Source organism: Kitasatospora purpeofusca, assembly GCF_000718025.1.
GTDB classification, from domain to species: domain Bacteria; phylum Actinomycetota; class Actinomycetes; order Streptomycetales; family Streptomycetaceae; genus Kitasatospora; species Kitasatospora purpeofusca.
On record NZ_JODS01000031.1, the window covers coordinates 57,019 to 83,801 of the forward strand.

Here is a 26,783-nt window from a genome sequence, read left to right on the forward strand (position 1 = left end):
CGGCCGGGTCGGCGCGTCGGACGTCACCGCGCCGTCGCGACCCCGGCCAGCTCCGCCCGCACCCGGCGCCGGACATGGGCCATCACCGGTGAACGGCGATAGGCGGCGGCCACCTCGACCAGCCACGCCGCCTCCTCGCGCAGACCGGCCGTGAGCTGGTGCGGCACCCACCCCTCGGCGGGGCCGACGGGGAAGCGGTGCCCGGCGCGGGCCGCCTCCAGGGCGGCGGCGATCGCGGCGGCCTCGACCACGATCGCGAACTCCTCCGTCCCGATCGGGCGGACCACCTCGCCCACCCAGAACGGCACCCGGGGGTGCAGATACGGGCGCAGCGACAGCTGGCCGTCGCGGATCTCGATGATCCGCCGGAACAGCGCGAACCGGACGCCCCCGCGCCGACCGCCCCCGGGTCCGAACCACGGCTCGGGGGTGACGAGTTCGATCTCCGGACGCTCCGCCCGCAGCGCCGACCAGAGGGGACCGAGCCGGTGGAGGTCGGCCCAGTCCCGGACCGGTCCGCCCCCCTCACCCATGCCGCGCCGTTCCACGCGCCCGCGTTCCGCCGCGTCCGGCTCCCAGCCGGAGGACGCCCTCGGCCAGCTGCCCGACCACCGAGGACCGTTGACGCCGCAGCACCCGGTGCAGGGCCAGCGAGGCGACGAGCTCCGCCTCCTGCTCCTGCCGCTGGGTGTACGCCGACCGTCCGAGCACCCGGCGGACCAGCTCGTCCGACAACCGGGGCGTCAACGCCTCCCGGACGTCCTCGCCGAGCACGGCGCCGTCCCCGGTGTGCCGGCAGAGGAGGTGGCCGATCTCGTGCAGCACGATGTGCTGCTGGTGCAGCGCGGTGGTGTCGACGGCGTAACCGATGTAGTCCGCGCGGTCGGTGCTGATCAGCACACCGCAGGGCGAGTGCGCGGGGCCGGAGAGCGGGACCAGTTCGATGGGTCTGCCCCGCAGCCGGGCCAGCGAGTCCGTCAGCGCCCGGATGTCGAAGGGCTCCGGGAGCGGTATCGAGTCCGCGACGCCGCGACATCGACGCCAGAGCCCGCGCTCGACCCCATCCGGATGCCCCACGTCCGTACCCCCTGCTGCTCCACCGCCCGAGTCGGGAGGCGATCCTACGGACGGGGGCGCCCGGGGAGAACCGCTTCGACAACGATTGCCGCTACCTGCCGCCGGCCCCGCCACCGACCCCGCCACCGGCCCCGGCGTCGGGCCTGCCGGCGGCCTCGCGGCGGGCGATCGCCTCGATCATGTCGCTGATCGTGCCCAGCCCCTCGGGCGACAGGGCCACCGCGCGCAGCGCCACGTCCCGCACCCCGGCGTCCCGCAGCGCGCCGAGCAGCGCCAGCTCCTCGGTGATCCGCACGCTCTGCCGGTCGTCGAAGAAGTACGCGGGCGGCACCTGGAAGAACTGGGCCAGCGCCTCCAGATGGCGCTTCGTCGGATTGTCCCGGCGGCCGGTGCGGAGCTGCCACAGATAGGTCGCCGAGAAGGTCTCGCCGGTCGCCTCCCGGCAGGCCCGGGCGACCTCCTCGTGGCTGTACGGCTCGCGGTCGGGACGGCGGACCACGTCGAACAACCGGTCCAGCTTCGCGGCGAGCGTGGACGCACCGGAGTCTGCTTCGGGCACGGCGCACCTCTTCCCTCACCCCGCGGACACGCCCCGTGCGTGTGCGGAACCACCACTCGCGACCGATCACCCATTCTAGGGGCCGCCGTCAAACCCCCTGTCCGTGGGACGGCGACGGTGCATACCCCAACTCCCCGGCCGGGCGGGCCGCCTACCAGTCCAGCGGCTTCCCGTCGCGGAAGAACCCGCCGGTCGGGCCGGAGTCGGGCAGGGTCGCGGCCCAGACGACGCCGGCGGCGCCCCGGTCGACGGGCGCGCCGCCGGGGCCGCCCATGTCAGTGGCGATCCAGCCGGGGCAGACGGCGTTGACGAGGATCCGGTCGGCGCGCAGCTCGGCCGCGAGCTTGCGGGTCAGCGCGTTGAGGGCGGCCTTCGAGACCCCGTAGGCGGGCGTCCCGCCCGACATGTGGGTCAGCGATCCGGACTCGCTGGACACGTTGACCAGGCGCGGGTGCGCCGACCGGCGCAGCAGCGGGAGGAACGCCTGCGCGGTGCGCCAGGCGCCGAACAGGTTGGTCTCCAGGGTGCGGGCGACCTCGTCGAGGTCGACGTCGGTGGCGCGTCGCCCGGTGTCGTAGTTGACGGCGGCGTTGTTGACGAGCACGTCGAGGCGGCCGAACCGCCCGTCGACGGTGCGGGCCAGCGCGTCGACGCCCTCGGCGTCGGTGACGTCCAGCCGGTACGGCAGCAGTGTGCCGGGGACGCCGGGCGCCAGTTCGGCCGCGGCCCGTTCGGCGTCGGCGGCCCGGCGGGCGCACAGCAGGACGGTGTGGCCGAGCCCGGCGAGCTGACGCGCGGTCTCCCGGCCGATGCCCCGGTTGGCGCCCGTGGCCAGCGATACCGGCGGGGTGGTGCTCATGCGCGCTCCTCGGCAGGACGATCGGGACCGGAGGCACGACGTCCGTCCCCCGGCGGCCACCGCAGTGTTCCACGCCGGGCGTACCGAAGGGCCTGCGACCCCCGTGGCCGGCGGTCGTGGCGTGATCTTGGCGGTCCCGGGCGTTCACGCCACTCGTGCGAGCCGGACCGGGGACCGCAGGATGGGGTCCTGGCCGACCGGGGAGTCCGGCGCGGCCCGCCGGATCCCGCCCCGACCAGCAGGAACACGAGGTCACCCGATGCCCGCCACCACCCCCGCCACCACTACCGCCAGGGCCGGCGCGATCCGCCCGGCCGTGCCCGCCGACCTGCGCGCGATCGCGCGGCTCTGCGCTGCCCACGCCGCCTTCGAGGACGCCGGACCGGTGCCCGCCGACCTCGCCTCCCGGCTGGAGCCGGCACTGTTCGGGCCCGACCCGAGGGCCTGGTGCCTGGTGGTCGACCGCGGCGGCGAACTGCTCGGCTACGCCTCCTGGTCCCGGGAGTTCTCCACCTGGCAGGCTGCCGAACACGTTCACCTGGACTGCCTGTTCGTCACCGAGCCGCACCGGGGCGAGGGCTGGGGGCGCGCCCTGCTTGACGCGGTGAAGGACGCGGCTCAGGCCCAGGGCACCGCCGAGGTGCAGTGGCAGACCCCCGACTGGAATACCGACGCCGTCCGCTTCTACCACCGCGCGGGCGCGCTGGGGCGGCCCAAGGTCAGGTTCTCGCTCGCGCTCTGACCGCCGACAGGCCCGGCCCGGCCCGGTTCAGCGGTACCAGGCGCGGATGGCGGTGGCGGTCTCGCGGACGTCGGCCCGGCCGTCGCGGATCCGCGCGGCGAGGTCGACGGCCGCCTTGGGCTCGGCGGTCACGATGACCCCGGAGGCGCTGAGGTAGGACGCGGCGACGACGGCCGCGAAGTGCTCGTTGGCGAACTCCAGCGCGGGGACGCGGATGAGCTGGTGCATGAGGGCGGCCGCGCGCTGGTGCACGGCGCCGTACACCGCCACGTCCATCACCTCGTCGACATGGCGGGCCACCGCCGCGGCGAGGGTGCCGTAGTCCGTGACATCGGGATCGGCACGCAGGAACTGCTGGGCGACCTCCAGCAGCCAGGTGCGGTCGACGCGCAGGATCACGCCGCGTCCGCCGTTCCGGACCGGTGCCCGGCCCCGCCCTGCGGGTAGGGGCCGAACTCGGCCTCGAACGCCGGCGCCCACACCTGGGAGAAGTGCGCGGCGGCGGTGAGGAACCGCTCGCGCCGCTCGTCGGCCTCCTCGGCCAGGACCTTGCGGGCGTAGTCCGGCAGGCTCATACCGGCCGCCTCCGCCCGCTGCTCCAGGGCCTCGTGGGTTTCCTCGTCGATGCGCAGGTTCAGTTGCTTCACGCGTGGCAGCGTAGCGGCGCGTACATCTGGCTACAAGACGAGCGTGCCCGGGCGGGAGCCCGACCCCCTCAGGCCGAGGCGTCGAGGGCCGACGTGCCGAGGGCCGGGACGTCGAGGGCCGACCCACCGAGCGCCGGGGGCCGCCAGTCGTACGTCGGGCCGGAGCGGCCGAGCAGGGCGCGCGCGGGCAGCAGGCCGGCGAGGGCCAGGGCGGTGTCGCGCAGGAAGGCGGCGGTGGGGGTCCGGAGGGCGACGAGGTCGCCGACGCGCCGGGAGCCGGCGACGATGCCGGTGGTGCGCGGCAGGCGGGCGGCGGTGTAGCCGGGGAGGGTGGCGGCCGGGTCCGTGGACGGCGTGAGCGGGGCGGCGAGGACGACGGCGTCCTCGATCGCCTGGCAGGCGCCCTGGCCCTGGAACGGGCACATCGCGTGGGCGGCGTCGCCGAGCAGGGCGACCCGGCCGAGGTGGTGGGCGGGCAGGGGATCGGCGAGGTCCCAGACGTCGTGGCGCAGGACGCGCCCGGGTTCGGCGAGCGCCAGTAGCTGGGGCACGGGCGCGCACCAGGTGCCGAACCGGCGCAGGAGTTCGGCCTTCTCGTCGCCGTCGGCGGCCCGGGCGCCGGCCGGGGCGAGCGCCGCGCCGTACACGTAGACCCTGCCGTCAGCGAGCGGTACGACGCCGGCGAGCTGCCCGCGTCCCCAGATCTCGCCGGCCGCCTCCGGCCGGCGGGCGGGGGTCACAATGGTGCGCCAGCTGGTGAAGCCGCTGTAGCGGGGGCCCGGGTGCCCGGGGAAGAGCAGGTCCCGGCTCGCGGACCGGATGCCGTCGGCGGCGACGACCAGCGCGGCGGACTGGTCCCCGTCGCCGGTGCGGACGACGGCGGGTTCGGTGTCGCTCCCCGGGGTGACGAGGGCGGCGGGCGAGTCGGTGCGGACAGTGCCCTCGGGAAGGGCGTCGACCAGGGCGGCGACGACCTCGGCGCGGGCGACGGCGGCGACGGTGTCGCCGAAGCGGGCCTCGAAGGTCGCCGTGTCGATGCGGGCGAGCCAGCGGCCGGAGGGGCGGCGCAGGCCGATCGCCGGATGCGGGGCGGCCAGGGCGCGCAGGCGCTCGCCGACGCCGAGCCGGTCGAGGGCGCGCAGGGCGTTGGGGGCGAGGGCCAGTCCGGCCCCGACGGGTTCGAGCGATGTCGCGCGCTCGTGGACGGTCACCGGGATGCCCTGCCGGTGCAGGGCGAGGGCGGCCGCGAGCCCGCCGATCCCGCCGCCGATGACGATCGCCGGGCGCGCGTCCGTGGTGAACATGGTGAGCCCCTTCTCCCCGCCACTACGGCTGTAGTGGCCTCTGGGCAGTACCGTACTACACCTGTAGTGGACGTGGACTACTCTTGTAGTGAGAACATTTCGAGCCCCGGTCGGGGCAGCCCGAGGGAGGGGCCATGATCGGATCCATGACGCCGCACCGCCCGACACTGATCGCCGACACCGCCATCGCCCTGATCGCCGAACGCGGCCTGCGCGGGCTGACCCACCGCGCCGTGGACGAGGAGGCCGGACTGCCCGCCGGCTCGACCTCCAACCTCGCCCGGACCAGGGCGGCCCTGCTCGACCTCGCCCTCGCCCGCATCGTCGAACGGGAGACCGAGGGGAGCCCGGTCACGGCCGGCGAGCTCCCCGACGGCGCCGAGGCCCGGGAACTGCTGGTCCAGGGCGGAGCGGACCTGCTGCACCGGGCGCTCACGGTCGGCCGCACGCTCACCCTGGCCCGGCTCGAACTCGCCCTGGAAGCCACCCGCCGCCCCGAGCTGCGCACCGGCTACGACCGGCTGGGCGCCCGCTTCACCGACCTCGCCACCGCCCTGCTGGCGCGGTGCGGCTCCGCCGATCCGGCGGGCGACGCCCGGCGGCTGATCCGCTGGTGCGACGGGGTGCTGTTCAACTCGACTGCCGGCAGCGGGCACGACCGCGTCCCGACGGCGGAGGAACTGCGCGACGAGGCTGCGCGGTACCTGGCCGTGCTGCTCGACCACGGCTGAGCGGCCGCCCCGGCGCCCCGCCCCGGACACGCAGGACCGCCCCGGACACGCAGGACCGCCCCGGCCGAAGCGGCCGGGGCGGTCGGAGCCGAAGGGCTCGGGGGTGGCAGGAGCCGGGGGTCAGACGGCGACCCGTTCGGGCCGCTCCTCCGCCGCCGCTTCGGCGGGCCGCTCCGCGTCGACGGGCGTGTTCTCCCGGGGGACGGGCAGAACGGCCATGATCACGCCGGAGACCACGATGGTCGCCGCCCAGGCGAGGCCGTACCGGCCGACGGGGGTGTCGGACAGCGGCCCGGCGAACCAGTCGCACTTGGTGAAGGCCAGCCCGACCAGCAGCGCCAGCACCCACGACACCATCGCCTGCCAGCAGAAGCCGCCGACGTACCAGTACCGGCTGCTCCGGCCGGTGTCCATCAGCGCGGCGGCGTCGTAGCGCACCGCGCGCGAGCGGCGGCGGAACATGTCCACCGCGTAGACGCCGATCCAGGCCGAGAAGGAGACCGCGAGCAGGATCAGGAAGGTGATGAAGGAGCCCAGGAAGCTGGTGGCGACCAGCATCAGCAGCAGGCCGCCGACCAGCGAGATCACGGCGTTGATGCTGACGGCCATGGCGCGCGGCAGCTTGACGCCCATGGTCTGGGCGGTGAAGCCGGCCGAGTACATGGAGAGGCTGTTGATCAGCAGCATGCCCACGATCGCGGTCAGCAGGTACGGCACGGCCAGCCAGGTCGGCAGCAGGTCGCCGAGGAAGGAGACCGGGTCCGCGGCCTCGGCCAGGCCGGGGGAGGCCACCGCCATCACGGCGCCCATCAGCACCATCGGCACCATCACCAGGCCGGCGCCGGAGACCGTCACGCCGACGATCTTCCGGCCGGAGGCCGAGTGCGGCAGGTAGCGGGCGAAGTCGGGGCCGGTGGGGACCCAGCTGATGCCGCCGGCGGCGATGGTCCCGATGCCGGCGACCATCATCGCCGTGGTGCCCGCGGGCTTGGCGAAGACCTCGCTCCAGTCCATGGTCGCGACCAGGTAGCCGAGCACCAGGACGCTGAAGACGCCGAAGAGGTAGGTCGACCAGGTGTTGCAGACGTTCAGCGCCTTCCGGCCCAGGCCGGAGACCAGGAAGGTGCAGGCGACGAAGAGGAAGAGCGTGACGACGATCAGCGCGGTGTTGCTCCTGACACCGAGGAGCAGGTCGAGCACGGTCAGCACCGCGTAGGCGCCGGTGACGGCGTTGATCGTCTCCCAGCCGAACCGGGCGATCCAGAGGATCGCGCCGGGGAAGAGGTTGCCCCGCACGCCGAAGGTGGCCCGGGAGAGCGTGGCACCCGGGGCCCCGCCCCACTTCCCGGAGACCGAGAGCAGCCCGACCATGCCGAAGGAGGCGAGCGCGGCGCACGCGGCGACGATCAGGACCTGCCAGAAGTTCAGCTGGTTGAACACCACCAGGGCTGCCCCCATGGTGAGCAGCAGGACGCTGATGTTCGCCGCGACCCAGGTCGGGAAGAGCTCGCGCACTCTGCCCCGGCGCTCGTGGTCCGGGACGGGTTCGATACCGCGGGTCTCCATCGCGCCGTCGGTGTCGGCGGTGGACGGGTTGTCCATGAGGGTGGCTCCGTGCGTGTGAAGCGGGAGATTAATCGGTCAAAGTCGAACATTTATGGAAGTCTTCGCGCGTAGCGCGAAGGTTGGGTCATCCTACTTTGCCCGCTACGACCTGGAACGCGGCCCCACGTCCGGGCCCCACCTCCGGCCCCGGCCCCGGCCCCGGCTCCAATCCCGCCCCGCCCCGGGGTCCGTTCCCGACTCCTGCACCGCCCCGGAATCGCCGTCGACGGATCCGGGGACCGCTCATATGATCTTGGTCATGGCAACACGACTTGTGCAGATCAACATGAAGGCCCAGGACGACACCGCGCTGGGCCGGTTCTGGGCGGAGGCGCTCGGCTGGGGGATCGAGAGCGAGGGCCCCGGGGTGACCAACCTCGAACCGGTGGGGCTGCCCTACCCGGACCCGTCGGTGCTCTTCATCGACCTCGTCGCCCGTCCGGAGCCCAAGCTCGGGAAGAACCGGGTGCACCTCGATCTGGCCACCACCTCGGCCGCCCACCAGGCCGAGCTGGTCGCACGCCTGAAGGACCTCGGCGCGACCCTCGCCGACGTGGGCCAGGGCGACGTCCCCTGGACGGTCATGGCGGACCCGGAGGGCAACGAGTTCTGCGTCCTGGAGCCCCGCCCGGTCTACGGGGACACCGGGCCGGTCGCGGCGGTGGTGGTCGACTGCGCCGACCCGCGCGAGATGGCCCGCTTCTGGGGCGAGGCGACGGACTGGACGGTGCACGAGGTCGCCGACGACCACGCGAGCCTGCGCTCCGCCCAGGGCGTCGGCCCGTACCTGGAGTTCGTCCGCACCCCCGACGCCAAGACCGGGTGGAACCGCGTCCACCTCGACGTCCGCCCCTACCCGGGTGGCGACGTGGAGGTGGAGGCGGCCCGGCTGCGCGCCCTGGGAGCCACCGATCCGGGGTTCGACCGGTCCGCGATCTCGTGGACGGTCCTGGCCGACCCGGAGGGCAACGAGTTCTGCCTCCTCAGCCCCAAGTGAGACCGGGGGGCGCCCCCGACGGACCTCGACGGACCCCGGCGGCCCTCAGCGCCCGGGCGCGCCCGTCGGCGGGGCGTCCAGGACCCGGAACGAGAGCCCGGCCGAGGCCAGCCGGTCGATCAGCGGACGTCCCATCGCCACGGCCGTGGTCAGCTGCCCGGCCGTGGACGGCAGGTCGTCGTAGGCGAGGCAGAGCGCTGACTCGGCGAGCATGACCGCGGTCTCCTGGTAGCCGGGATCGCCCCCGGACACCTCGGTGACCAGCGGCCGGCCGAGGCCCGTCCGGGCCACGAACCGCACGGTGAACCAGGACCCGGCCCGCTGCCGCTCGCCCGGGCCCTCGCCGGGCTTGCGCAGCCCCTCCAGCGCGCGGCGCAGCGGCCGCAGCTGGGCGGCGAGGGCGAGCGCCGCGACCGCGACGACGCCGCCGACCGCGATCGGCAGCCGCCGCACCGCGGCGTAGTGGGTGTAGCCGAAGTCCGGGCCGTAGGCGTCCAGTGCGGCGGCCGAGCGCCCCACCACCTGCGGGTCGATGGTGGGCAGCGGCAGCGCCCAGGCCCGGGCCGCCCGGGAGCGGTGCGGGCGGCCGGCCGGTGTGCGGACGCGCCGTCCCGCGGGCCGCGGATCGGCCGCGCGGCGTTCCCGGGCGGCCCGCGCCATCGCGCGCGGCCTGGAGAAGGCGGTCATCGCCGAGGCCAGCGTTCCGCCGGAGACGGTTCCGGCGACGCGGACGAAGCCCTCGACCGAGATCCGCTCCGGCTGCGCGCCGCGGCGCAGCAGTTCCTCGACGGTGAACAGCACGCCGAGGTCGTGCGGCACCGAGTCGAAGCCGCAGGCGTGGACCAGCCGCGCGCCGGTGGCCACCGCCCGCTCGTGGTGGCGCAGATACATCCGGTCGACGAACTCCGGCTCGCCGGTGAGGTCCACGTAGTCGGTGCCGCTGTCCGCGCAGGCGGCCACCAGCGGCTCGCCGTGGCGCAGGTAGGGGCCGACCGTGGAGACCACCACCCGGGCCGAGGCGGCCACCTTCCGCAGGGCCTCGCGGTCCCCGGCGTCGGCGACCAGCAGCGGCAGCCCGGCGCAGCGCGGATCGATCGCGGCCAGCGCGGCGCGGACGGCGGCGAGCCGGTCCGCGTCCCGGCCGGCCAGCGCCCAGCGGCAGCCCTCGGGCGCGGCCCGGGCCAGGTACTCGGCGGTGAGCCGGCCGGTGAACCCGGTGGCGCCGAACAGGACGAGGTCGTACGGGCGCGCTGCGGCCATCAACAGTCCCTACTCGTGGGTAATCGCCCGCGCCACGCTAGGAGCCCGCCGCGGCACTGTCAACGAGGCGGCCTCGGGCGGCATGCGTCCGGTGCCTCGGTCCCACGGCGGGCCGCGTCCGTCCGGGCCGGGCCGATCGGCCGTCGCAATGCCGTCGCATGCCGTCACCCGCCCCGGCCGAGCGACCGTCGTCCACCGCCGTCACCCGGACGCGCGGGTGCCCGAGGGTGTGGGCCGGGTGCGGAACGGGAAGGTGGGACCGCGCGCCCGACGGCAGGAAACCAGCGATCGGAGCCGACCGTGAAGCCAGCGCCCGTCCGCAGCCGCAGGGGAACGAACCACGCGATCGTGCTCGGTGCGGGCATCGGTGGCCTGTGCGCCGCCCAGGCCCTGTCGGGGGCCTTCGAGCGGGTCACCGTCGTCGAACGGGACACCTTCCCGGCCGTCCCCGAGGTCCGGCGCGGAGTGCCGCAGGGGGCGCACGTCCATTCGCTCACACCCGGTGGCGCCGAAGTCCTGGAGGAGTCCTTCCCCGGCTTCGTCGAGGAGCTGGCGGCCGCGGGCGGTACCCTCGCCGGAGCCCTGGACGAGCTCGACATCGTGTTCTTCGGCTCGCGCCTGCGACAGGTGCCGCTCGGCCGGGTGCTCCAGGTGAGCCGGCCCTTCCTGGAGGAGCGGCTGCGCGCCAGGGTCCGGGCCCTTCCGAACGTCGACCTGCGGACCGGACTCGAGGCCACGGCTCCCGTCGCCGCCGGCTCCGCCGGCGTGACCGGCGTCCGGCTGGCCCGCCCGGCGGAGGCCGGCTCCGTCGAGACCGTCGACGCGGACCTCGTGGTGGACGCGACGGGGCGCGCCGGAAGGGGCGCCGTCTGGCACCGGGCCCTGGGCTACCAGGAGCCCGTGACGCGGCGTCTCCACGTCGGCGTCGCCTACGCCAGCCGCCGCTACCGGGTGCCGCCGGGCGCACTGGGCGCTGCCAAGGGCGTCCTGATCGGCGCCACCCAGGCCCGCCCGCGGGGCGCCGTCCTCACCCAGCAGGAGAACGACGCCTGGGTCCTCTCCCTCTACGGATTCGGCAAGGACAACCACCCACCGGGCACGCCGGAGGAGTTCCTCGGCTTCGCCGCAGGACTGCTCGCCGCCGACACCCGGGCCGCCCTGCGCGCCGCCGAGCCCCTCTCCGGGGTCTCCTCGTTCCGCTACCCGGCCTCGGTCCGCCGGGACTTCCACCGGCTGCGCCGGCTCCCCGAGGGACTGCTCTCGGTCGGCGACGCGGTGTGCAGCCTCAACCCGATCTACGGGGCGGGCATGACCGTCGCCGCCCTGGAGGCGAAGGCCCTGCGGACCTGCCTCGACGACGGCGGCGTCGACGGCCTTCCCCGGCGCTTCTACCGCGAGGCCGCCCGCGCCGTGCGGCTCCCGTGGCTGTTCTCGACCATGGCCGACCGGTCCATGCCGCAGGTCCCGGGCACCCACCCCGTGCTGGCCCGCCTGCTGGCGCACTCCTTCCGGGCGACCATGCGCGCCGCGGCCGCCGACGCCGGGGTGGCCGCCGCAGTCTGGAACGCCGTCAGCCTCACCGGCTCCCCGGCGGAGCTGGCGCGGCCGAGGGTGCTGGCCTCGGTGCTGCGCCACTGGTCACCGCCCCGCACCACGACCGTCGGCGCCCTTCCCGGAGAGGACTGATCCCCGTGCCGGAATTCGACGTGCCGGAATTCGACGTGCCGGAATTCGACGAGAGCGAGCGGAAGGCGTTCGTGGAACGCTGGGTGGCGATGTGGGAGTCCCCGACGGCACCCGCCGACGCCCTGGCGTACTACACGGAGGACGCCGTCATCGAGGACATGGCGTTCGGCCACACCTACCGGGGGCACCGGGAGTTGCACGAGTACTTCGCCCGGGCCGGCACGCTGTTCTCCGACATCCGGTCCGTCAGCGCGGGCGTGCTGGTCGGCCGGTCGCACGCGGTGGCGCACGTGCGGTACGGCGCCACGATCAGGGAGCCGTTCCTCTGCCTTCCGCAGTCCAGCCGGGGGAAGAGCTTCTCGCTGTACGTGATGAGCCAGCTCGAATTCGCCGAGGACGGGCGGATCGTCAGGTCGGTGGACGCGTACGACTGCACCGCGGTGCTCCAGCAGCTCGGCGCCCTCCCCGCCACCCTGCTCGCCCCGGCCGAGGTCCGCACCCCCTTCTCCGGTACCGCACCCTCCGCCTGAGCGTTCAGCGTCGGACCATTGCAATGGCTGGACCCCTTTTCGTTGCATTGAATTCAGGCCCGTTGCAATGATCATGGAGCCATTGACCTGCGGAAATGCTTGATATGTGGCGCATGTGCGTTGTGAAAGTTGGAAAAGCAACCTAGCTTCTGCGTTGTCAGAACGCGGGCGGCGGCCGCCGGGCACGGGGGTGCGGCGGCCCCGCGCGTGCTCCGGAAGAACTTTTTCCGCCGGGACCGATGAGTTCCGCCCCGCCGGCCGGTCTGACCGTATGAAAGCAAGCAACCCCCAAGACACAGGGAGATCCTGATGCGCAAGCTCACCGCAGGTCTGTTCATCGCCGCCGACGGCGTGGTGGAGAGCCCGGAGCAGTGGCACTTCCCCTACTTCGACGCGGAGATGGGCGCGGCGGTCGGTGCCCGGCTGGCGGAGGCGAACACCGTGCTGCTCGGCCGCGCCACCTACGACACCTTCGCCGCGACCTGGCCGCACCGTGAGGACGCGGGCGGCGAGGAGGGCGGGATGGCCAAGGCGCTCGGGGACGCGCGCAAGGTCGTCGTCTCCCGCTCGGAGCTGGAGCTGACCTGGCGCAACTCCGAGCAGCTGAAGGGCGGGCTGGTCGAGGGCGTCACCGCGCTGAAGCAGGAGGAGGGCGGCCCGATCGGGATGTCCGGCTCGGTCTCGGTGGTGCGGGCGCTGCTGGCCGCCGGGCTGATCGACGAGCTGCACCTGCTCGTCCACCCGATCGCGGTCGGGCGCGGCATCCGCCTGTTCGAGGAGGGCGTCGACCCGATCCGGCTGAAGCTCCTGAGCAGCACGGCCTTCGCCAGCGGTGTCCTGAACACCGTCTACGGCCCGGCGGACCGGTAGCACGCGGTCCGTCCGACAGTGCTATCAGCCGCTGACAATAGGTATGCATAAAGCGATCCGCATTCACCCTATTAGGGGGTGGCGCTGTTCGATTGTCGAGGTGAATGATTCAAGTCGCCCGGCGTGCGCAATCCCGCACGGGATTGCGCAGGAGTCCCACCAGGGCACTTCTCCGTGCCGTATGAAGATCGGAGGAGCGGGCGCCCATCGGACAGTGGAGATGGCTGATCGTGATCGACTACTTCAACGGCATGCCGGCCGACGTCATCGAGGCGACGGACGGCTGGCAGAAGGCCCGGGCCAGCCAGGGCACGGGCGCCTGCGTGGAGCTGCGGAAACTGGACGACGGCCAAGTGGCCCTGCGCAACAGCCGCTTCCCGAGCGGTCCGGCCCTGGTCCTCACCGCGCCGGAGATCGCGGCACTTCTCAGCGGCGTGAAGAACGGTGAATTCGACCGTCTGGCGGTTTGAGTTCGTAGTACCGGCACCCGGGTCCAGCGGTCCGGCGTGACGACGGAGCCCCCCTTGTGTGAAGCTGAACCCGACCGTTCGGGGTGAGCTTCGAGATTGTGCCCAAGGGGGGCCCTTTGCCCATGGAGGACCGTGCAGTTCCGTTCGGGCGTCCCGCGCCCGACCCGCCGGGGTCCTGGGGCGTTCCCGCCCTGCTCCTGGGTGCGGAGCTGAAGATCGAACGCGGCACCCTGACCCAGCGGCAGGTGCTGCAGCGGACCAGGGTCAAGGTCTCCACGTCGGTCTACAGCCGGATCGAGAACGGCGAGATGCGGATCGACAAGCCGGCCGTGGTCGAGGTCCTCCTGGACGCCCTCGGGGTCCGGCCCGGGCCCCGGCGCGCACAGTTGCTCCAACTCGCCCACGACGCCTCGGCGGAGGGGTGGGCCAACTCGGTGCGGACCCGCTCCCGCGCCGCCTACCGCGAGGCCGTGCCGGACTCCATGCTGCGGCTCACCAGCCTGGAGGAGTGGGCCGCGCGGCAGGTCATCATCGACACCAATGTGATCCCCGGGGTGCTCCAGATCCCGCGGTACCGCGAGGTGGTGACGGGCCGGACCCTGCTCGCCAGCCAGCGCAGGCTCGCCGACCGGATCATCGAGGTCCGGGGCCTGCGCGCCGACCGCTTCGCGCGCCGGCTCCCGAGGTCGACCTTCTTCGTCCAGCGCGGCGCCCTCTACGCCGACTTCGGCGAGCCCCGGATGATGGTCGACCAGCTGTCGGTGCTGCTGCGGCACGTGGACGAGGAGCGTTCGCCGGTCGCGGTCAGGGTGATCGCGGCGGAGAACCCCCTCGCGCTCCAGGTGACTTCGCTGATCCGGCTCAGCTTCGAACGGGGCTCGTTCGCGGCCCCGGACGTCATCTACACCGAGGCCGGGGGGCGGGCCGAGTTCCACCGGGGCCCGATCGCCGGCGAGGCGGCGGACAGCGACTACCTCGACTACCAGGACCTCAGCGACAGCGTCATCCGTCAGGCTCCCGGGCCGGTGCCGAGCCGTGAACTGGTCGCCGAGGCGCTCGACTGGCACCGCGCCCGCCTCTGACGCCGCCACCGCGACCGGCCGGGGGCCTCAGTGGACGGTGGCCAGGCCTCCGTACTCGATCCACTCCTGGGTGGCCTGGCGCCGGACCAGCTCGGTGTCCGGCCGCCAGTCCGTGACGTCGAGCAGGCCGACCTCCTCCTCGATCCGGAGCCGGGGGACGGTGAAGAGCTCGGCCACCTCGGCCTTGGTCCGCACCCGGCCCCAGCGGCCGCCGGTCTGCTCCCGCATCAGCTCGGTGACCGCGTCCCGGATCCTGGCGTCCTCGCTGACCAGCTGGCAGATCACCACGACACTGCCGGGGGCCAGCAGCCGCACGGTGTCCTCGACCATCCTGCGCGGGTTCCCCCGGTCGTCGTCGGGGACGCAGTGCAGCACCGACACGAACAGCGCGGCCACCGGCCGGCGGAAGTCGATGATCCGCGCCGCGTCGGCCGCGATGGCCGCGGTCTCCCGCATGTCCGAGGGCAGGATGAGCACGTTCCGGTTCTCCTCCAGGAACGCGCGTCCGTAGCCGAGGACCAGCGGGTCGTTGTCGATGTAGACCACCTTGCTGTCCGGATCGACGCTCTGGGCGACCTGGTGCACATTGTTCTGGGTGGGCAGGCCCGAGCCGTGGTCCAGGAACTGCCTGATCCCGTAGCGCCGGGCGATGTGGCGCACCACCCGCTCCAGGAAGGCCCGGTTGTTGAGCGCCAGCTCCCGGGTGCTGGGGGCGGTCACCAGCAGTTGGTCGCAGGCCTCGCGGTCGCACGGGTAGTTGTAGTGCCCGCCCAGGAGGTAGTCGTACATCCGCGCCGCGCTGGGCGTGTCCGCGTCAACGTAGTGCTCCCGCGATTCGGCCCTCGCGTCGTTCACGGTACCCCCTTGGGTGTGCCGAAGTTCCTTGTCGACAAGCCATTGTGATGACACGTCATCCTAGGTCGGCCCGATCGCGGTTGAAACAACCCGGGTGGGTGAACTGTGGCGGGGCATGGCGATGCCGTGGCGCACCGGCGTCCGCGGGGGAGCGGTCGGGCGTGCCACGGTGGGGCGGCGTCTTCGAGGGGCGTCTTCGAGGGGTGTCCGGTCAGGCGCCCCCGTTCCGGCCGCCGGGGTCGAGTTCGGCCAGGATCCGGCGGGCGGCCCGGAGTTGGACCTGCAACTCGGGTTCGCCCAGGCCCATCAGGGCGGCGGCGGCCTTGGGCGCGAGGCCCAGGCGCTCGTGCAGGAGCGCGGCGTCGGCCGGCCGGTCGGGCAGCGCCCGGTGCAGGTCGTCCGCCGGCGCGTCGGCGGCCTCGGCCCGGGCCGAGGTGACGCTCTCCCTCAGCACGTCCCAGGTGAAGGCGGCGGGGTCCCCGCGGAGTGCCGCGCTCCAGTCCAGCTCGGCCCGACGCAGGACCCGCGCGACGACCGTCGCCGCCAGCGAGCGGTCGCCCAGGCGGGCGCGGGCGTACTGCTCGTAGCTGTGGCGGTGGAGCTGGACGAAGGCCGCGTAGCCGGCCGGGCCGGTCGCGGGCCTGTGCGGACTGGGCACCGTGCCTCCGATCGGGGTCGGGTCGCAGGTGTGCGGGGGCAGTCGGGTGGCTCGGAAGGTGCGCGTGGTGCGCGGGGCGCGCGCCGGGGCCGGAGTTCCGGGGCGGGGGCGCGTGCCGTCCGGCCTCCGCCAGGAGGGGGCCGGATGCTCTTCGTTCGGCGGTGGCGGGTCCGGCGGGTCGGTCGCGGCCCGGGTCCGGGCGGTCCGACCCGCCCTCAGCAGGCCGGGGACCGTCGCGAGGTGTTCCCGCACGGCCGCGCCGCCGGCGTACGCCGCCCGGTCGGTCGCGAACAGGACGGGCGGCCGGTCGAGTCGGCCCCGCCAGGGGTGGCGCGCAGGCTGCGAAATCCCGTGGCCGCGCTGCCGCCCCTGCTAGCGTGGGAGATCACCGGGGGCAGGTCCGCCCGCCCCCGGGAGGGTCGGTCATACACAGGTGTGCCTCATCTTCCTTGATCGGCCCGTGCGCCCCACTCGGTGTGCTACCACTGGGTGGGGCAACCCCATTACGGGGAAAGGCCGTTGAGCAGAACCGTACCGTCCGTGCGGGCGCGTTCCGGCCGTTCCGGACCGCGCGGGATCCCCCGGTCGGATCCGGTCGCGACCCGGTCGAATCCGGGCTGGCGTCGGCCCCGACCGCCCCCTCCCGACCAGGTACGATCGCCCGCCGTTCCCCCTCGGGGACGACAGCACCCCCGCGGCGCCCGCGCCCCGCCCCTCCTGCGCCGGCACCTTGTTCCTCCGGCGGCCGCACTCCGCCCTTGCGGCGCCCGCACCCCGGGCACCGGTGGGCCGGGCCGCTCCGGCCTGGGCTAACCTCCCCTTCGTGAACGATCACCCCGAGCCCTCGACCCTGCGCGTGTTCGTGGCCCTGGCCCCGCCCGACGACGCCAAGGACGAACTGGCCCGGGCCCTGCGCCCCGCCTACGAGACCTTCCCGGGACTGCGCTGGAACCGGATCGAGGACTGGCACATCACCCTGGCCTTCCTCGGCGAACTGCCCTCCACGGCGGTGCCCCCGCTGCGCGCGGCCCTGGCCGCCCCGGCGGCCTCGCGCCCCGCCCTGGACCTGCGCCTGCGCGGCGGCGGCCACTTCGACGAGCGCCTCCTGTGGAGCGGGATCGACGGCGACCTGGAGGGGCTGCACGCCCTCGCCGCCGACGTCCGCGCGGTGGTCGGCTCCTGCGGCATCACGTTCAGGGACCGCCCGCTGCGCCCCCATCTGACCCTGGCCCGCTCCCGCCGCGACGACGCCACCAGCGTCCCGCTGGCCGCCGCCGGGCTCACCGGCTTCGAGGGCCGGCCGTGGCCGACCGAACGGCTGCACCTCGTCGGCAGCAACATCGGCCGGGGCCCCGGGCCGATCCGCTACCGCGACATCGAGGCATGGCGGTTCGGCTCCGCCGTCCCGAGCGGCGGCGAGGGAGCCCCCACCGCCCGGTAGCCGGGAGGACACGCACCCCACCGCCCCGGCGGCAGGGACGGTCAGGGCAGTCTGCCGGGTCGCGGGGCGACGGCCGCGCATTGTCACCCGAACGGGCGAAGCGCCCGGGGGAGGGCCGCGGGCCGATCGGGGAGGTGCCGGTCGTCATTCCCGGCCGGGAATTGAGCGGAGACCGGGGTCGGCGGCACGGTGGAGGCACACAGCGAACACCTCACCACCGGGGGAACGACCATGACCACCACCGCGCCCGCCGCGACCACCGCCGTCCCGACAATCGCCGCCGCGTTCCCCTCCACGGTGCGCAGCTACCACCTCGGCGAGGGCGGCGGCCTCGACCGGCTGTCGCTGCGCACGGCCCGGCCGAGGACCCCGGGGCCGGGCGAGGTCGCGGTCGCGGTCCGCGCGGTCTCGCTGAGCTTCCGGGAACTGCTGGTGCTGCGCGGCCAGTACGTGCTGCCGGTCAAGCCGGACCTCGTCCCGGTCTCCGACGGCGCGGGCGAGGTCGTCGCCGTCGGACCGGGCGTCCGGTGGGCGCGCCCGGGGGACCGCGTCACCGCCACCCTGTTCCCGCACTGGCGGGACGGCCGGCTGGCGGCGGACCTGCTGCCGCAGCTCGGCGGCTCGCTGGACGGGATGCTGACCGAGCTGGCCGTCCTCCCCGAGCAGGCCCTGCTGCCGGTCCCCGCCCACCTCTCCTACCAGGAGGCGGCCACCCTGCCCTGCGTCGGCCTCACCGCCTGGAACGCGCTGACCGGCGACGGCCGCGGCGTGCGCCCCGGGGAGACCGTGCTGACCACCGGCTCCGGGGGAGTGTCCCTGTTCGCGCTCCAGTACGCCCACGCCCTCGGCGCGCGGGTGATCGCCACCACCGGCAGCCCGGCGAAGGAGCGGCGACTGCGCGAACTGGGCGCCGACGAGGTGGTGAACTACCGGGACCGGCCCGACTGGCACACCGCGGTCCGGGAGCTGACCGGCGGACGCGGCGTCGACCGGGTCGTCGACACCGCCGGTTCGCTGGAGCAGTCACTGAAGTCGCTCGCCGTCGACGGCCACCTCGCCCTGGTCGGCTCCGTCTCCGGCGACTGGCCGCCGCTCGACCCGCGCCTGCTCTTCGGCGTCGCCGCGACCGTCCGCGCGGTGGCGGTCGGCAGCCACGCCCAGTTCGCGGCCATGAACGACTTCGTCGCCGAGCACGCCCTGCGCCCGGTCGTCGACCGGGTCTTCCCGTTCGAGGAGGCCGCGGCGGCCTACGAGTACTACGAGCGGGCCAACCCGCTGGGCAAGGTCGTCATCGCCGTCGGCTGACCGGCACCCCGTCCCGACCGGCCACGGGGGTGCCGGTCGGGACGCGGGCCGCGACCGCCCCACCCCGTCACGGGCGAGCGTCCCCGGGCTCCCCCCGTCGCAGCAGGGCGTCGATCCGGGCGGCCACGGCCAGCAGCCCCCGGTCGCCGCCGCGCGGACCGACCAACTGGAGGCCGACCGGCGGTGAGCCGTCGACCGGCAGCGGCACCGTGACCGAGGGCAGCCCCGCGGTGGCCGAGGGGGAGGTGTTGCGGATCAGCGTGGGGAAGGTGGGCACCTCCCGGCCGTTGAGGCGCAGCGACGCCTCGTGCCGGTGCAGCGGCCGGGCGCACACCGGCACGGTGGGGCAGAGGATCGCGTCCACGCCGCTCACCGCGAAGAGTTCGGCGTAGGCGGCCTGCATCGCGCGGCGCTCCACGACCGCCCCGCGCAGCGCGGCCGGTCCCGGGTACGCCGGGCCGGTGGGCAGGGCGGCGGCCCCGAGCAGCTCCGCCACGGCCGGGTCGGCGGCCGCCCCGACCACCTCGGCGGTGCTGCGCCCGATCCGGTGCCCGGCCAGGTAGCGGTCGAAGGCGGCGGCGAACTCCCCGAGCACGAGATGCATCCCGGCCCGGGCGTCGAACTCCACCAGGTGCCCGGTGTCCACCGGGACCCAGACGGCCCGCGCCGTGCCGAGCCGCTCCACGGCCGCCTCCCACGCCACCCGGACCGGGGCCTCCAGGTCCTCGGTGAACACATGCCTCGGCAGGCCGAGCCGGAGCGTGCGGTCCGGGGGCAGCGCCGCCCCGGCGCGGCCGGTGAGGAAGCGGCCGGTGACGAAGGCGTCCAGCGCGGCGAGCCGGTCCAGGGTGCGCGCCATCGGCCCGGGGGTGTCCCGGGTGACCGACAGGGGCGTGACACCGCCCGAGGGGTAGCGCCCGGCGCTGGGGCGCAGGCCGTAGATCCCGTTCAGCGCGGCCGGGATGCCGACGGACCCGCCGGTGTCGGTGCCGAGCCCGGCGTCCACGATGCCCGAGGCCACCGCGGCGGCCGTACCGCCGCTGCTGCCGCCCGCGAACAGGGCCGGGTCGGCGCCGTTGCCGACCGCGCCGAAGGTGGGGTTGCCGGAGGTGACCCCCAGCGCCAGTTCGTGCATGTTGGTCTTGCCCAGGACGATCGCGCCGGCCGCGCGCAGCGCCGCGACGACGGGCGCGTCGGCGGCGGGGACGAACCCGGCGAGCCCGGGGGTCCCCGCCGTGTTGGGCAGGCCCGCGACATGGACGTTGTCCTTGACGGCGAGGCACCAGCGGCGGGCGCCGCCGCCGCGCCGGTCGTGACGGGCCGCCTCCGCCGCGGCCCCCTCGCCGTCGAGGGTGATGAAGGCGTTGAGGTGCGCGACGGCGGCGGCGCGCTCCAGGGCCGCCGCCACCGCCTCCTGCGCGGGCCCGCGGCCCGCCGCTCCCTGCCCGACCATGCGCGGCTCCCTCCGAACGACCGGTGCGCGTGCGGCACGACCGCGCACCAGTCTGACGGGAGGACGGGCCAGGCGCGGCCCGCTCCGGGTGGAGCCGCCCCGGACGGACGCCGCCCGGGGGCACCGTCAGGCCGGGACCACCCGGTAGCTCCGCGCCGCGGCCGGAAGGTCGGACTGCACCAGGGATCCGGTGGCCCACGGGTGGGCGCCGGTGCAGCCGGCACCGGGGTAGAGCAGGACGGACGCCGAGCCGGAGGCGACCTGGACCGACCGGGCGGGCGCCGCCAGGGTGTGGCAGGTGCCGAGGTCGGACAGGTCTACCGAGGTGACCGTCCCGGTGCCGGCGGTGCCGGAGTACAGGTACCCGCCGTCCTGCAACGGAGGCCAGCCGGCGGCGTGGGCGGCCCCGGTCCCGACGGTGGCCAGGGCGGCGGCAGCGGCGGCGGCCGTGAGCGTGCCGCGCAATGTCGTCATCAGGGTGGCCAAGCAACTCACCTCGTCCTCGGTCGGTGGCGCGGTGGCGCGGTGGCTCCCGGGGCGTCCGGCGCGGAGCACGCGACGGACGCGGCGGGGGCACCGCTCCGGCCGGACCCGGCCGGCCGCAACCGAGCCTGGCACGGCCGATCATGGGCCCGGGAGTGCAGAACCGGTCAAACCCGGGCGTCGCCCCGCGCCGCGGCACGAGGCCCGGGGAGGCCGGCTCCCGGCCACCGCTTCCCGCGAGCCGTTCGTGGGCGTACCGTGGCCACACGGTGGCGCGTCCGCCGGGGTGCCGCCGACCCGTGTCGGCACGCCCTGCCGGAGGCCGCGATGGCAGCAGACCGGATGGCCTTCCTCACCACCCCGCGCGCGGAGCGCGTGCGACGGGACGCGCGGGAGCGGGTCGAGGACTGGCGGGAGGTGTACCGCCCCGGGTCCCTGCTGCCGATCGTCGGCGGGCAGGCCGCCCGCTGCATGGACTGCGGGCTGCCGTTCTGCCACAGCGCCTGCCCGCTCGGCAACCTCGTCCCGGACTGGAACCGGCTGGTGGCCCTGGACGGCTGGCGGGCCGCGGCGGTGCGCCTGCTGGCGACGAACAACTTCCCCGAGTTCACCGGGCGGCTCTGTCCGGCCCCCTGCGAGAGCGCCTGCGTGCTGGCCGTCGACGGCGGGGCGCCCGTCACGATCAAGAACATCGAACTCGCCCTCGCCGACCGCGCCTGGGAGGAGGGCTGGGACCTCCCGCAGCCGCCCGTCGGCACCACCGGCCGGCGGGTGGCCGTGGTCGGCTCCGGCCCGGCGGGCCTCGCCGCCGCCCAGCAGCTGACCCGGGCCGGCCACACCACCACGGTGTACGAGCGGGCCGACCGCCCCGGCGGGCTGCTGCGCTACGGCATCCCGCCGTTCCGGCTGGAGAAGCACCGGCTGGACCGCCGGCTCGACCAGATGCGGGCCGAGGGCACCACGTTCCGCACCGGCCTGTGCGTCGGCCGGGACCTCGCGGCCGACGAACTGCGGGCCGAGTGCGACGCATTGGTGGTCGCCGTCGGCGCGGGCCTGCGCCGCGAACTGCCGGTGCCCGGGGGCCGCCTCCCGGGCGTCCATCAGGCGATGGCCTTCCTGACCGGCGCGAACCGGGTCGACGAGGGGGAACTCCCGGCCGCGCCGGTGTCCGCCGAGGGCCTCCGGGTGGTCATCGTCGGCGGTGGCGACACCGCGGCGGACTGCCTCGGCACCGCGCTGCGGCAGCGGGCGGCGGCCGTCACCCAGCTCGACATCAACCCGCGCCCGCCCGCGCGCCGGGCCCCCGGACAGCCCTGGCCGGTCCACCCCAAGGTCCACCGGGAGACCACCTCGCACGAGGAGGCCGACGCCACCGGGAGCGGGGTCCGGGTGTTCGCCGCCAGCACGGTCGCCTTCGAGTCCGGCCCGGACGGACGCCTCGCCGCGGTCCGCTTCGCCGACGCCGAATCGCCCGACCGCACCCCCCGGGCGGGCACCGAGCGCAGCGTCCCGGCCGAACTGGCCCTGCTCGCGCTCGGCTTCACCGGCCCCGAGCCGGAGCCCTGGCTGAGTGCCCGGCTCGGGCTCACGGCCGGCCCGGACGGCGCCTTCGCCCGCGACGACGGCTTCGCCGCCGGGACGGCCGGCGTCTTCGTCGCGGGCGACGCGGGGCGCGGTCAGTCGCTGATCGTGTGGGCGATCGCCGAGGGCCGCTCGGCCGCCGCCGCCGTGGACCGCTACCTGCGCGGCGGCACCGAACTCCCGGACCCGATCCGCGCCTCCGCCCGCCGGCTCACCCTGTGACGCCGGCGCTCGCACCGGCAGTGGCGCCGGCACCGGCGTTCGCGAGCAGCAGCCGGGCGACCTCCCGGGCCTCGGCGGCGGGGGCCGGGGTGCGGGTCAGGGCGGCGAGGGTGATCGCCCCCTCGGCGAGCAGGGCCAGGCGGACCCCGGTGCCGGCCGGGGCACCGGCGTCCTCGGCGAGCCCGGTCAGGTAGTCGCGCAGCGCCTCCTTGTGCCGGCGCGCGACGGCGGCGACACCGGGCGCGGTGGCGCCCAGTTCGCCGTAGGAGTTGACGAAGGCGCAGCCCCGGAAGCCGGGCCGGGCGAACCAGTCGGCGAGCCAGTCGTACACGGCGAGCACCCGCTCGGCCGGGGTGCCGGCGACCGCGTCCACATGCTCGGCGAGCTCGGCGAGCCACCGCCGGTCGCGGCGCTCCAGATAGGCCTCGACGAGGTCGTCCTTGGACGGGAAGAGCTGGTAGAGGCGGCGCAGGGTGACGCCGGCGGTGGTGCGGACGGCGTCCATGCCGACCGACTGGACGCCCTGGGCGTAGAACAGCTCCTCGGCCGCGTCGAGGATCCGGGTACGTGCGCCGTCGGTGTCCATCAGCCCTGTCCTTTACACGAGAACCATCGTTCTCATAGGGTAGCGGACGCGGTGAGAACGACCGTTCTCACTCGACTCCGGAGTCGTCCGCAGAAGGAGACCGGCATGTCCGAGCAGCGCCCGCCCCTGCCCCCGTTCACCGAGGAGACCGCCCGCGTGAAGGTCCGCGCCGCCGAGGACGGCTGGAACACCCGCGACCCGCAGCGGGTCTCCCTCGCCTACACCCCGGACAGCCGCTGGCGGAACCGCGCCGAGTTCGTCACCGGGCGCGAGGAGATCGCGGCCTTCCTCACCCGCAAGTGGCGGCGCGAGCACGAGTACCGGCTGATCAAGGAACTCTGGGCGCACACCGCCGACCGCATCGCGGTCCGCTTCGCCTACGAGTGGCACGACGACTCGGGCCAGTGGTACCGCTCCTACGGCAACGAGAACTGGGCGTTCGACCGGGACGGCCTGATGGCGCACCGGCACGCGTCGATCAACGACCTGCCGATCACCGAGGCGGAGCGGCTGTTCCACTGGCCGCTCGGCCGCCGCCCCGACGACCACCCGGGGCTGACCGAACTCGGGCTCTGAGCCCGGCGCTCACGTCGCTCAGGTGATCGAGTAGGACAGCTTGACCCGGTCGAAGCTGTCGCTGATCCTCAGTCGGAGGTAGTAGACGAACTCGCTGTCGTTGCCGTCGGGATGGGTGGACAGCGTGCAGGCGTCGGAGAGCGTCGCGGTCAACGGGGTGGCTTCGGGTGATCCGGCCGGTCCGATCCTGCCGACCGTCTGCTGCGTGATGTCGGAGTCCGACAGGTCGCAGCACTGGCGCACGGTGACGCCCACCGTCCCGTTGCCGGGGATTCCATTGGGGTCGTCCAGTTCGGCCAGCAGCTGAACGTTGATCGTGGTGCCTGCGGAAGCGTGGAACGGGGGCGAGAACAGGGTCGCCGTCGTGGTGGCGGTGAACGACTCGCTGATCGGCAGGGCACGGGAACCGCTGCAGGACTTGTCCGTCCTCAGGTCGAGTTCGTCGGACACGGCTGCGTCCTCTCGTGAGGTCGAGAAAAATGCCGAATGTCGAGGAAATACCGATACTTTCAGCATCGCCGCAACGCGCCCGGGCCGCATCTCTGTCGGTCCGGAGCGAGCCCGGTCCTCCCTCGGCCGCCCGACGGCCGAGGGAGGACCGGAACGGGGTGCGGCCCGCCGCCTGCGCCGGTTCAGGCGCGGCAGCGCAGCATCGTCAGCGGGGGATTGGCGGCGTAGTCGTCCCAGAACTCCTCGCCGTACTCCCGCACACCGGCCGCCGAGATCTCCAGCGGGACCCAGGTGGTCCCGGTGAACCCGGCCGCCCGCAGGCTCCGCTCCCAGACCTCGCGGCCGGGCGGGTTCGCGACGAAGGAGATCGGCGGATCGAGGAGCGCGGTGATCCTCACCCTGGGCCCGATCTCGGTGTGCTCACCGAGCGATTCGCAGAGGAAGCCGTACTTGGCCAGGGACGGCCCGTCGAAGCGGAAGTCCGGGTGCTGCCCGAAGGCGAAGAACTCGGACCCGGCTGCAAGGCTCCGGTGGATGTTGCGGCACATCCGCTCGATGGTGGCGACGTCCTCGGCGTAGTTGAACAGCTGGACGGCGACCGCGATGTCGAAGGGTTCCTCGAACGCGCGCAGTTCGGCGACGTCGCCGAGCTCGTAGCGCACACCCAGCGGCTCGTCCTCCTCCCGGGCCCGGGCCGCCTCGACCATCGCGGAGGAGATGTCGACGCCGAGCACGCGGGAGGCCCTGCGGCGCTTGAACTCCCGGCTGTAGAAGCCGGTTCCGGAGGCGAGGTCGAGGACCGACCTGCCCTCGACGTCGCCGACCAGGCCGAGGAAGCCGGGCACCTCCCCGTAGCGGGCGAGCGGAAGGTTCTTGAAGCCCTCGAACGCCTCGCCGATCCCGTCGTACAGCTGACCGCTCATCGCGTCGGCCCCCCTCTGTTCGGTCCCTGGCGGCGGCCTTCGGAGCGGGCCGCCGCCCCTGGCGGGAAGTCTCCCTCCCGCCCGCCGGGCCGGCGAACTGGTGGAAACCCCGAACCTGGTGAGGTCACGGGCGGTTCGGTTCTCGTGTTCGTCCCGACCGGAGCCGAGCGGTCGCCGGTACGTCCGCACACCGACGGCCCACCAGTGTCGGCCGGTACCGGTCAGTCGAGCAGCACACCGGGGTTGAGGATGCCGTGCGGGTCGAGGGCGCCCTTGGCGGCGCGCAGGGCCAGGGCGAACGGCTCCGGACGCTGGCGGTCGTAGCCGGGGCGGTGGTCGCGCCCGACGGCGTGGTGGTGGGTGACCGTGGCGCGGTGGCGGTGCAGGACGTCGGTGGCGGCGGCCTTGATCTCGTCCCAGACGGCGACCTCCTCGCCGGGGCGTCCGGCCACGGCGACGGTGAAGTACGGCGCGGCGCCGTCCGGGTAGACGTGCGTGAGGCGGCAGTTGACGGTGGCCGGCTGCCCGGTGGCCGCGTGCGCGGCGGCGCCGACCTCGGCGCGGACGGCCTCGATCAGGGCGGGGATCCGGTCCCAGGTGGCGGCGGTCTCGAAGGTCTCCACGACGGCGCCCATCCGGGCCAGCCCGTCGCGCAGGTAGGGCATCCGCAGGAACGCCGAACGCCAGGCGCCCACGGCGCCGCCGCCCGCGGTGTCGGCCGCGACCCGTCCGCCGTGGTCGCGGGCCAGGTCGACGGCGGCGGCGAGCCGGTCGTCGACGGGCCCGGTGGCGGACTCGAAGCCCAGGACCAGGACGCTCGAACCGTCCTTCGACGCACCGGAGAACAGCGCCTCGCCGGGGTCGAGCAGCCGGCAGTTGGCCGGGGCGAGATCGGTCTGCGCGACGGCGCGCACGGCGTCCAGCGCGCGCTGGAAATCGGTGAACTCCAGTGCGGCGGAAGCCTTGTGACGGGGGCGCTCCTGCACCCGCATCCAGGCTTCGGTGATGACCCCGAGGGTACCCTCGGAGCCGAGGAAGAGCCGGTCGGGCGAGGGCCCGGCGCCGGACGACGGCAGCCGCCAGGAACTGCTGGTCCCGGCCGGGGTGACCACGCGCAGCGCCTGCGTGAAGTCGTCGATCCGGGTGTGCCCGGTGGCGTAGTGGCCGCCGGCCCGGGTGGCCAGCCAGCCGCCGAGGGTGGAGAACTCGAAGCTCTGCGGGAAGTGGCGTAGGGTCAGGCCGTGGGGCCGCAACTGGTCCTCCAGTACCGGACCGAGGGCCCCGGCCTGGATGCGCGCGGAGCGGCCGGTCGGGTCGACCTCCAGGACGCGGTCCATCGAGGTCAGGTCGAGCGACAGCACGGCGCGGTGGGCGTCGCCGCGGTACTCCACCCCGCCGACCACGGAGGAGCCGCCGCCGAACGGAACGACGGCCACCCCGTGCGAACCGGCCCAGTCGAGCAGGTCGGCCACCGCCCGGTCGCCGGTCGGACGGGCGACCAGGTCCGGGATCCGGCCCGGGCGGCCGCGCAGGGCGCGGGCGACGTCCCGGTAGGCCTTGCCCATGGCGTGGGCGGCACGGTCGCCGGGGTCGGCGCCGACGAGGTGTGCCAGGGAGGGCGGTGGCGTCACGGCGGGCCGGCCGACGGCGAGGTCGGCGACCCGGGGGACCGGCAGCGGGCGGGCCAGGGTGCCCGGCAGCAGGGCGCCCAGCGCGAGGCACTCGGCGTCGTCGGGCTGGGCGTCCTGATAGCCCCAGCCCCACCAGGACCGGAGGCGGGGGACGGTCTCGGCGGCAGGCGTCATGAGGCAGCTCCGGGGGATCCGATGAA

29 protein-coding genes are annotated in these 26,783 nt (G+C 74.7%); 12 read left to right on the top strand and 17 right to left on the bottom strand.

Annotation, left to right across the window (positions count from 1 at the left end; translation table 11 throughout):
• Positions 1-23: 23 nt before the first annotated feature.
• The 4 genes from IF01_RS0132580 to IF01_RS0132595 all read right to left on the bottom strand — a co-directional run bounded on the left by IF01_RS0132580 (position 24) and on the right by IF01_RS0132595 (position 2,495).
• Positions 24-533 (bottom strand): DUF6545 domain-containing protein, encoded by a 510-nt coding sequence (locus tag IF01_RS0132580; RefSeq protein WP_149030554.1) that lies wholly within the window; start codon positions 531-533, stop codon positions 24-26.
• A complete protein-coding gene (locus IF01_RS42665; protein ID WP_030397203.1) occupies positions 526-1,077 on the bottom strand; it encodes an ImmA/IrrE family metallo-endopeptidase in 552 nt (183 codons plus the stop codon). Before IF01_RS42665 ends, IF01_RS0132580 begins: the two co-directional genes overlap by 8 nt.
• A 91-nt stretch (positions 1,078-1,168) precedes the next feature.
• A complete protein-coding gene (locus IF01_RS0132590) occupies positions 1,169-1,636 on the bottom strand; it encodes a helix-turn-helix domain-containing protein (protein ID WP_051756639.1) in 468 nt (155 codons plus the stop codon).
• 151 nt (positions 1,637-1,787) lie between these two features.
• Positions 1,788-2,495 carry an SDR family NAD(P)-dependent oxidoreductase gene (locus IF01_RS0132595; RefSeq protein ID WP_030397205.1) on the bottom strand — a complete coding sequence of 236 codons (708 nt, stop codon included), beginning with the start codon at positions 2,493-2,495 and terminating at the stop codon, positions 1,788-1,790.
• A 259-nt stretch (positions 2,496-2,754) separates the two neighbouring features.
• Between IF01_RS0132595 and IF01_RS0132600 the strand changes: the two genes are divergently transcribed.
• Complete coding sequence (locus tag IF01_RS0132600) at positions 2,755-3,237, top strand: GNAT family N-acetyltransferase (protein WP_030397206.1); 483 nt, start codon at positions 2,755-2,757, stop codon at positions 3,235-3,237.
• Between the two features lie 27 nt (positions 3,238-3,264).
• On the opposite strand, the gene IF01_RS0132605 is transcribed toward IF01_RS0132600, so the two are convergent.
• The 3 genes from IF01_RS0132605 to IF01_RS0132615 form a co-directional block, all read right to left on the bottom strand.
• A complete protein-coding gene (locus tag IF01_RS0132605) occupies positions 3,265-3,636 on the bottom strand; it encodes a hypothetical protein (RefSeq protein WP_030397207.1) in 372 nt (123 codons plus the stop codon).
• Positions 3,633-3,884: a plasmid mobilization protein gene (locus tag IF01_RS0132610; protein ID WP_030397208.1), complete on the bottom strand. Its 252-nt coding sequence runs from the start codon at positions 3,882-3,884 to the stop codon at positions 3,633-3,635. Before IF01_RS0132610 ends, IF01_RS0132605 begins: the two co-directional genes overlap by 4 nt.
• 68 nt (positions 3,885-3,952) lie before the next feature.
• Positions 3,953-5,188: an FAD-dependent monooxygenase gene (locus IF01_RS0132615; protein ID WP_063764354.1), complete on the bottom strand. Its 1,236-nt coding sequence runs from the start codon at positions 5,186-5,188 to the stop codon at positions 3,953-3,955.
• 134 nt (positions 5,189-5,322) lie between these two features.
• Between IF01_RS0132615 and IF01_RS0132620 the strand changes: the two genes are divergently transcribed.
• Positions 5,323-5,919 carry a TetR/AcrR family transcriptional regulator gene (locus IF01_RS0132620; RefSeq protein ID WP_037782016.1) on the top strand — a complete coding sequence of 199 codons (597 nt, stop codon included), beginning with the start codon at positions 5,323-5,325 and terminating at the stop codon, positions 5,917-5,919.
• A 120-nt stretch (positions 5,920-6,039) separates the two neighbouring features.
• On the opposite strand, the gene IF01_RS0132625 is transcribed toward IF01_RS0132620, so the two are convergent.
• A complete protein-coding gene (locus IF01_RS0132625; protein WP_030397211.1) occupies positions 6,040-7,521 on the bottom strand; it encodes a purine-cytosine permease family protein in 1,482 nt (493 codons plus the stop codon).
• A 262-nt stretch (positions 7,522-7,783) separates the two neighbouring features.
• Here IF01_RS0132625 and IF01_RS0132630 point away from each other — a divergent pair, with 262 nt between their 5' ends.
• Positions 7,784-8,521 carry a VOC family protein gene (locus tag IF01_RS0132630; protein WP_030397212.1) on the top strand — a complete coding sequence of 246 codons (738 nt, stop codon included), beginning with the start codon at positions 7,784-7,786 and terminating at the stop codon, positions 8,519-8,521.
• 45 nt (positions 8,522-8,566) lie between these two features.
• Here the strand turns inward: IF01_RS0132630 and IF01_RS0132635 are convergent, their stop codons facing one another.
• Positions 8,567-9,781 (bottom strand): saccharopine dehydrogenase family protein, encoded by a 1,215-nt coding sequence (locus IF01_RS0132635; protein ID WP_030397213.1) that lies wholly within the window; start codon positions 9,779-9,781, stop codon positions 8,567-8,569.
• A gap of 300 nt (positions 9,782-10,081) precedes the next feature.
• Between IF01_RS0132635 and IF01_RS47830 the strand changes: the two genes are divergently transcribed.
• From IF01_RS47830 to IF01_RS44515, 5 genes are all read left to right on the top strand, one after another.
• Positions 10,082-11,467 (top strand): NAD(P)/FAD-dependent oxidoreductase, encoded by a 1,386-nt coding sequence (locus IF01_RS47830; RefSeq protein ID WP_063764355.1) that lies wholly within the window; start codon positions 10,082-10,084, stop codon positions 11,465-11,467.
• 5 nt (positions 11,468-11,472) lie between these two features.
• Complete coding sequence (locus IF01_RS47835) at positions 11,473-11,997, top strand: nuclear transport factor 2 family protein (protein WP_030397215.1); 525 nt, start codon at positions 11,473-11,475, stop codon at positions 11,995-11,997.
• 309 nt (positions 11,998-12,306) lie between these two features.
• Positions 12,307-12,867, top strand: coding sequence for a dihydrofolate reductase family protein (locus tag IF01_RS0132650; RefSeq protein WP_030397216.1), 561 nt, complete (start codon positions 12,307-12,309; stop codon positions 12,865-12,867).
• 227 nt (positions 12,868-13,094) lie between these two features.
• Entirely contained in the window at positions 13,095-13,337 is a 243-nt protein-coding gene (locus IF01_RS0132655; RefSeq protein WP_369826281.1) for a DUF397 domain-containing protein, read from the top strand.
• A gap of 122 nt (positions 13,338-13,459) precedes the next feature.
• Positions 13,460-14,419, top strand: coding sequence for a Scr1 family TA system antitoxin-like transcriptional regulator (locus tag IF01_RS44515; RefSeq protein ID WP_030397218.1), 960 nt, complete (start codon positions 13,460-13,462; stop codon positions 14,417-14,419).
• Positions 14,420-14,446: 27 nt separating this feature from the next.
• On the opposite strand, the gene IF01_RS0132665 is transcribed toward IF01_RS44515, so the two are convergent.
• The gene (locus IF01_RS0132665) at positions 14,447-15,274 is read right to left on the bottom strand and encodes an SAM-dependent methyltransferase (protein ID WP_030397219.1); all 828 of its coding nucleotides are present in this window, start codon (positions 15,272-15,274) and stop codon (positions 14,447-14,449) included.
• A gap of 211 nt (positions 15,275-15,485) precedes the next feature.
• Positions 15,486-15,932 carry a hypothetical protein gene (locus IF01_RS48635; RefSeq protein ID WP_157855407.1) on the bottom strand — a complete coding sequence of 149 codons (447 nt, stop codon included), beginning with the start codon at positions 15,930-15,932 and terminating at the stop codon, positions 15,486-15,488.
• An 823-nt stretch (positions 15,933-16,755) separates the two neighbouring features.
• On the opposite strand from IF01_RS48635, the gene thpR reads away from it, so the two are divergent.
• Both thpR and IF01_RS0132680 read left to right on the top strand, forming a co-directional pair.
• Entirely contained in the window at positions 16,756-17,373 is a 618-nt protein-coding gene (gene thpR, locus IF01_RS0132675; RefSeq protein WP_051742387.1) for an RNA 2',3'-cyclic phosphodiesterase, read from the top strand.
• A 231-nt stretch (positions 17,374-17,604) separates the two neighbouring features.
• Positions 17,605-18,678 (top strand): zinc-dependent alcohol dehydrogenase family protein, encoded by a 1,074-nt coding sequence (locus IF01_RS0132680; RefSeq protein WP_078880526.1) that lies wholly within the window; start codon positions 17,605-17,607, stop codon positions 18,676-18,678.
• A 67-nt stretch (positions 18,679-18,745) separates the two neighbouring features.
• Here IF01_RS0132680 and IF01_RS0132685 read toward each other — a convergent pair whose 3' ends face one another.
• Complete coding sequence (locus tag IF01_RS0132685) at positions 18,746-20,131, bottom strand: amidase family protein (protein WP_051742382.1); 1,386 nt, start codon at positions 20,129-20,131, stop codon at positions 18,746-18,748.
• Positions 20,132-20,257: 126 nt separating this feature from the next.
• Entirely contained in the window at positions 20,258-20,617 is a 360-nt protein-coding gene (locus IF01_RS0132690) for a hypothetical protein (protein ID WP_244215698.1), read from the bottom strand.
• Positions 20,618-20,941: 324 nt separating this feature from the next.
• Between IF01_RS0132690 and IF01_RS0132695 the strand changes: the two genes are divergently transcribed.
• Positions 20,942-22,417: a glutamate synthase subunit beta gene (locus IF01_RS0132695; protein ID WP_030397225.1), complete on the top strand. Its 1,476-nt coding sequence runs from the start codon at positions 20,942-20,944 to the stop codon at positions 22,415-22,417.
• Here IF01_RS0132695 and IF01_RS0132700 read toward each other — a convergent pair.
• Positions 22,407-23,003 carry a TetR/AcrR family transcriptional regulator gene (locus IF01_RS0132700; protein ID WP_051756643.1) on the bottom strand — a complete coding sequence of 199 codons (597 nt, stop codon included), beginning with the start codon at positions 23,001-23,003 and terminating at the stop codon, positions 22,407-22,409. The genes IF01_RS0132695 and IF01_RS0132700 overlap by 11 nt on opposite strands.
• A gap of 105 nt (positions 23,004-23,108) precedes the next feature.
• On the opposite strand from IF01_RS0132700, the gene IF01_RS0132705 reads away from it, so the two are divergent.
• Positions 23,109-23,579 (top strand): nuclear transport factor 2 family protein, encoded by a 471-nt coding sequence (locus IF01_RS0132705; protein ID WP_030397227.1) that lies wholly within the window; start codon positions 23,109-23,111, stop codon positions 23,577-23,579.
• Between the two features lie 18 nt (positions 23,580-23,597).
• Here the strand turns inward: IF01_RS0132705 and IF01_RS0132710 are convergent, their stop codons facing one another.
• From IF01_RS0132710 to IF01_RS0132720, 3 genes are all read right to left on the bottom strand, one after another.
• On the bottom strand, positions 23,598-24,029 hold the full coding sequence (locus tag IF01_RS0132710; RefSeq protein ID WP_030397228.1) for a hypothetical protein: 432 nt from the start codon (positions 24,027-24,029) through the stop codon (positions 23,598-23,600).
• A 182-nt stretch (positions 24,030-24,211) separates the two neighbouring features.
• Positions 24,212-24,952: a class I SAM-dependent methyltransferase gene (locus IF01_RS0132715; RefSeq protein WP_030397229.1), complete on the bottom strand. Its 741-nt coding sequence runs from the start codon at positions 24,950-24,952 to the stop codon at positions 24,212-24,214.
• Between the two features lie 221 nt (positions 24,953-25,173).
• Positions 25,174-26,757, bottom strand: a complete 1,584-nt coding sequence (locus tag IF01_RS0132720; RefSeq protein ID WP_030397230.1) for an FAD-binding oxidoreductase — start codon at positions 26,755-26,757, stop codon at positions 25,174-25,176.
• Positions 26,758-26,783 lie beyond the last annotated feature (26 nt).

What these genes read in the sequence shown, in the direction of transcription:
- IF01_RS0132580 (WP_149030554.1), bottom strand. Translation starts at nt 533, where the DNA reads ATGGGTGAGGGGGGCGGACCGGTCCGGGACTGGGCCGACCTCCACCGG.
- IF01_RS0132595 (WP_030397205.1), bottom strand. Translation starts at nt 2,495, where the DNA reads ATGAGCACCACCCCGCCGGTATCGCTGGCCACGGGCGCCAACCGGGGC.
- IF01_RS0132600 (WP_030397206.1), top strand. Translation starts at nt 2,755, where the DNA reads ATGCCCGCCACCACCCCCGCCACCACTACCGCCAGGGCCGGCGCGATC.
- IF01_RS0132615 (WP_063764354.1), bottom strand. Translation starts at nt 5,188, where the DNA reads ATGTTCACCACGGACGCGCGCCCGGCGATCGTCATCGGCGGCGGGATC.
- IF01_RS0132620 (WP_037782016.1), top strand. Translation starts at nt 5,323, where the DNA reads ATGATCGGATCCATGACGCCGCACCGCCCGACACTGATCGCCGACACC.
- IF01_RS0132625 (WP_030397211.1), bottom strand. Translation starts at nt 7,521, where the DNA reads ATGGACAACCCGTCCACCGCCGACACCGACGGCGCGATGGAGACCCGC.
- IF01_RS0132630 (WP_030397212.1), top strand. Translation starts at nt 7,784, where the DNA reads ATGGCAACACGACTTGTGCAGATCAACATGAAGGCCCAGGACGACACC.
- IF01_RS0132635 (WP_030397213.1), bottom strand. Translation starts at nt 9,781, where the DNA reads ATGGCCGCAGCGCGCCCGTACGACCTCGTCCTGTTCGGCGCCACCGGG.
- IF01_RS0132650 (WP_030397216.1), top strand. Translation starts at nt 12,307, where the DNA reads ATGCGCAAGCTCACCGCAGGTCTGTTCATCGCCGCCGACGGCGTGGTG.
- IF01_RS44515 (WP_030397218.1), top strand. Translation starts at nt 13,460, where the DNA reads ATGGAGGACCGTGCAGTTCCGTTCGGGCGTCCCGCGCCCGACCCGCCG.
- IF01_RS0132680 (WP_078880526.1), top strand. Translation starts at nt 17,605, where the DNA reads ATGACCACCACCGCGCCCGCCGCGACCACCGCCGTCCCGACAATCGCC.
- IF01_RS0132685 (WP_051742382.1), bottom strand. Translation starts at nt 20,131, where the DNA reads ATGGTCGGGCAGGGAGCGGCGGGCCGCGGGCCCGCGCAGGAGGCGGTG.
- IF01_RS0132695 (WP_030397225.1), top strand. Translation starts at nt 20,942, where the DNA reads ATGGCAGCAGACCGGATGGCCTTCCTCACCACCCCGCGCGCGGAGCGC.
- IF01_RS0132700 (WP_051756643.1), bottom strand. Translation starts at nt 23,003, where the DNA reads ATGGACACCGACGGCGCACGTACCCGGATCCTCGACGCGGCCGAGGAG.
- IF01_RS0132705 (WP_030397227.1), top strand. Translation starts at nt 23,109, where the DNA reads ATGTCCGAGCAGCGCCCGCCCCTGCCCCCGTTCACCGAGGAGACCGCC.
- IF01_RS0132715 (WP_030397229.1), bottom strand. Translation starts at nt 24,952, where the DNA reads ATGAGCGGTCAGCTGTACGACGGGATCGGCGAGGCGTTCGAGGGCTTC.
- IF01_RS0132720 (WP_030397230.1), bottom strand. Translation starts at nt 26,757, where the DNA reads ATGACGCCTGCCGCCGAGACCGTCCCCCGCCTCCGGTCCTGGTGGGGC.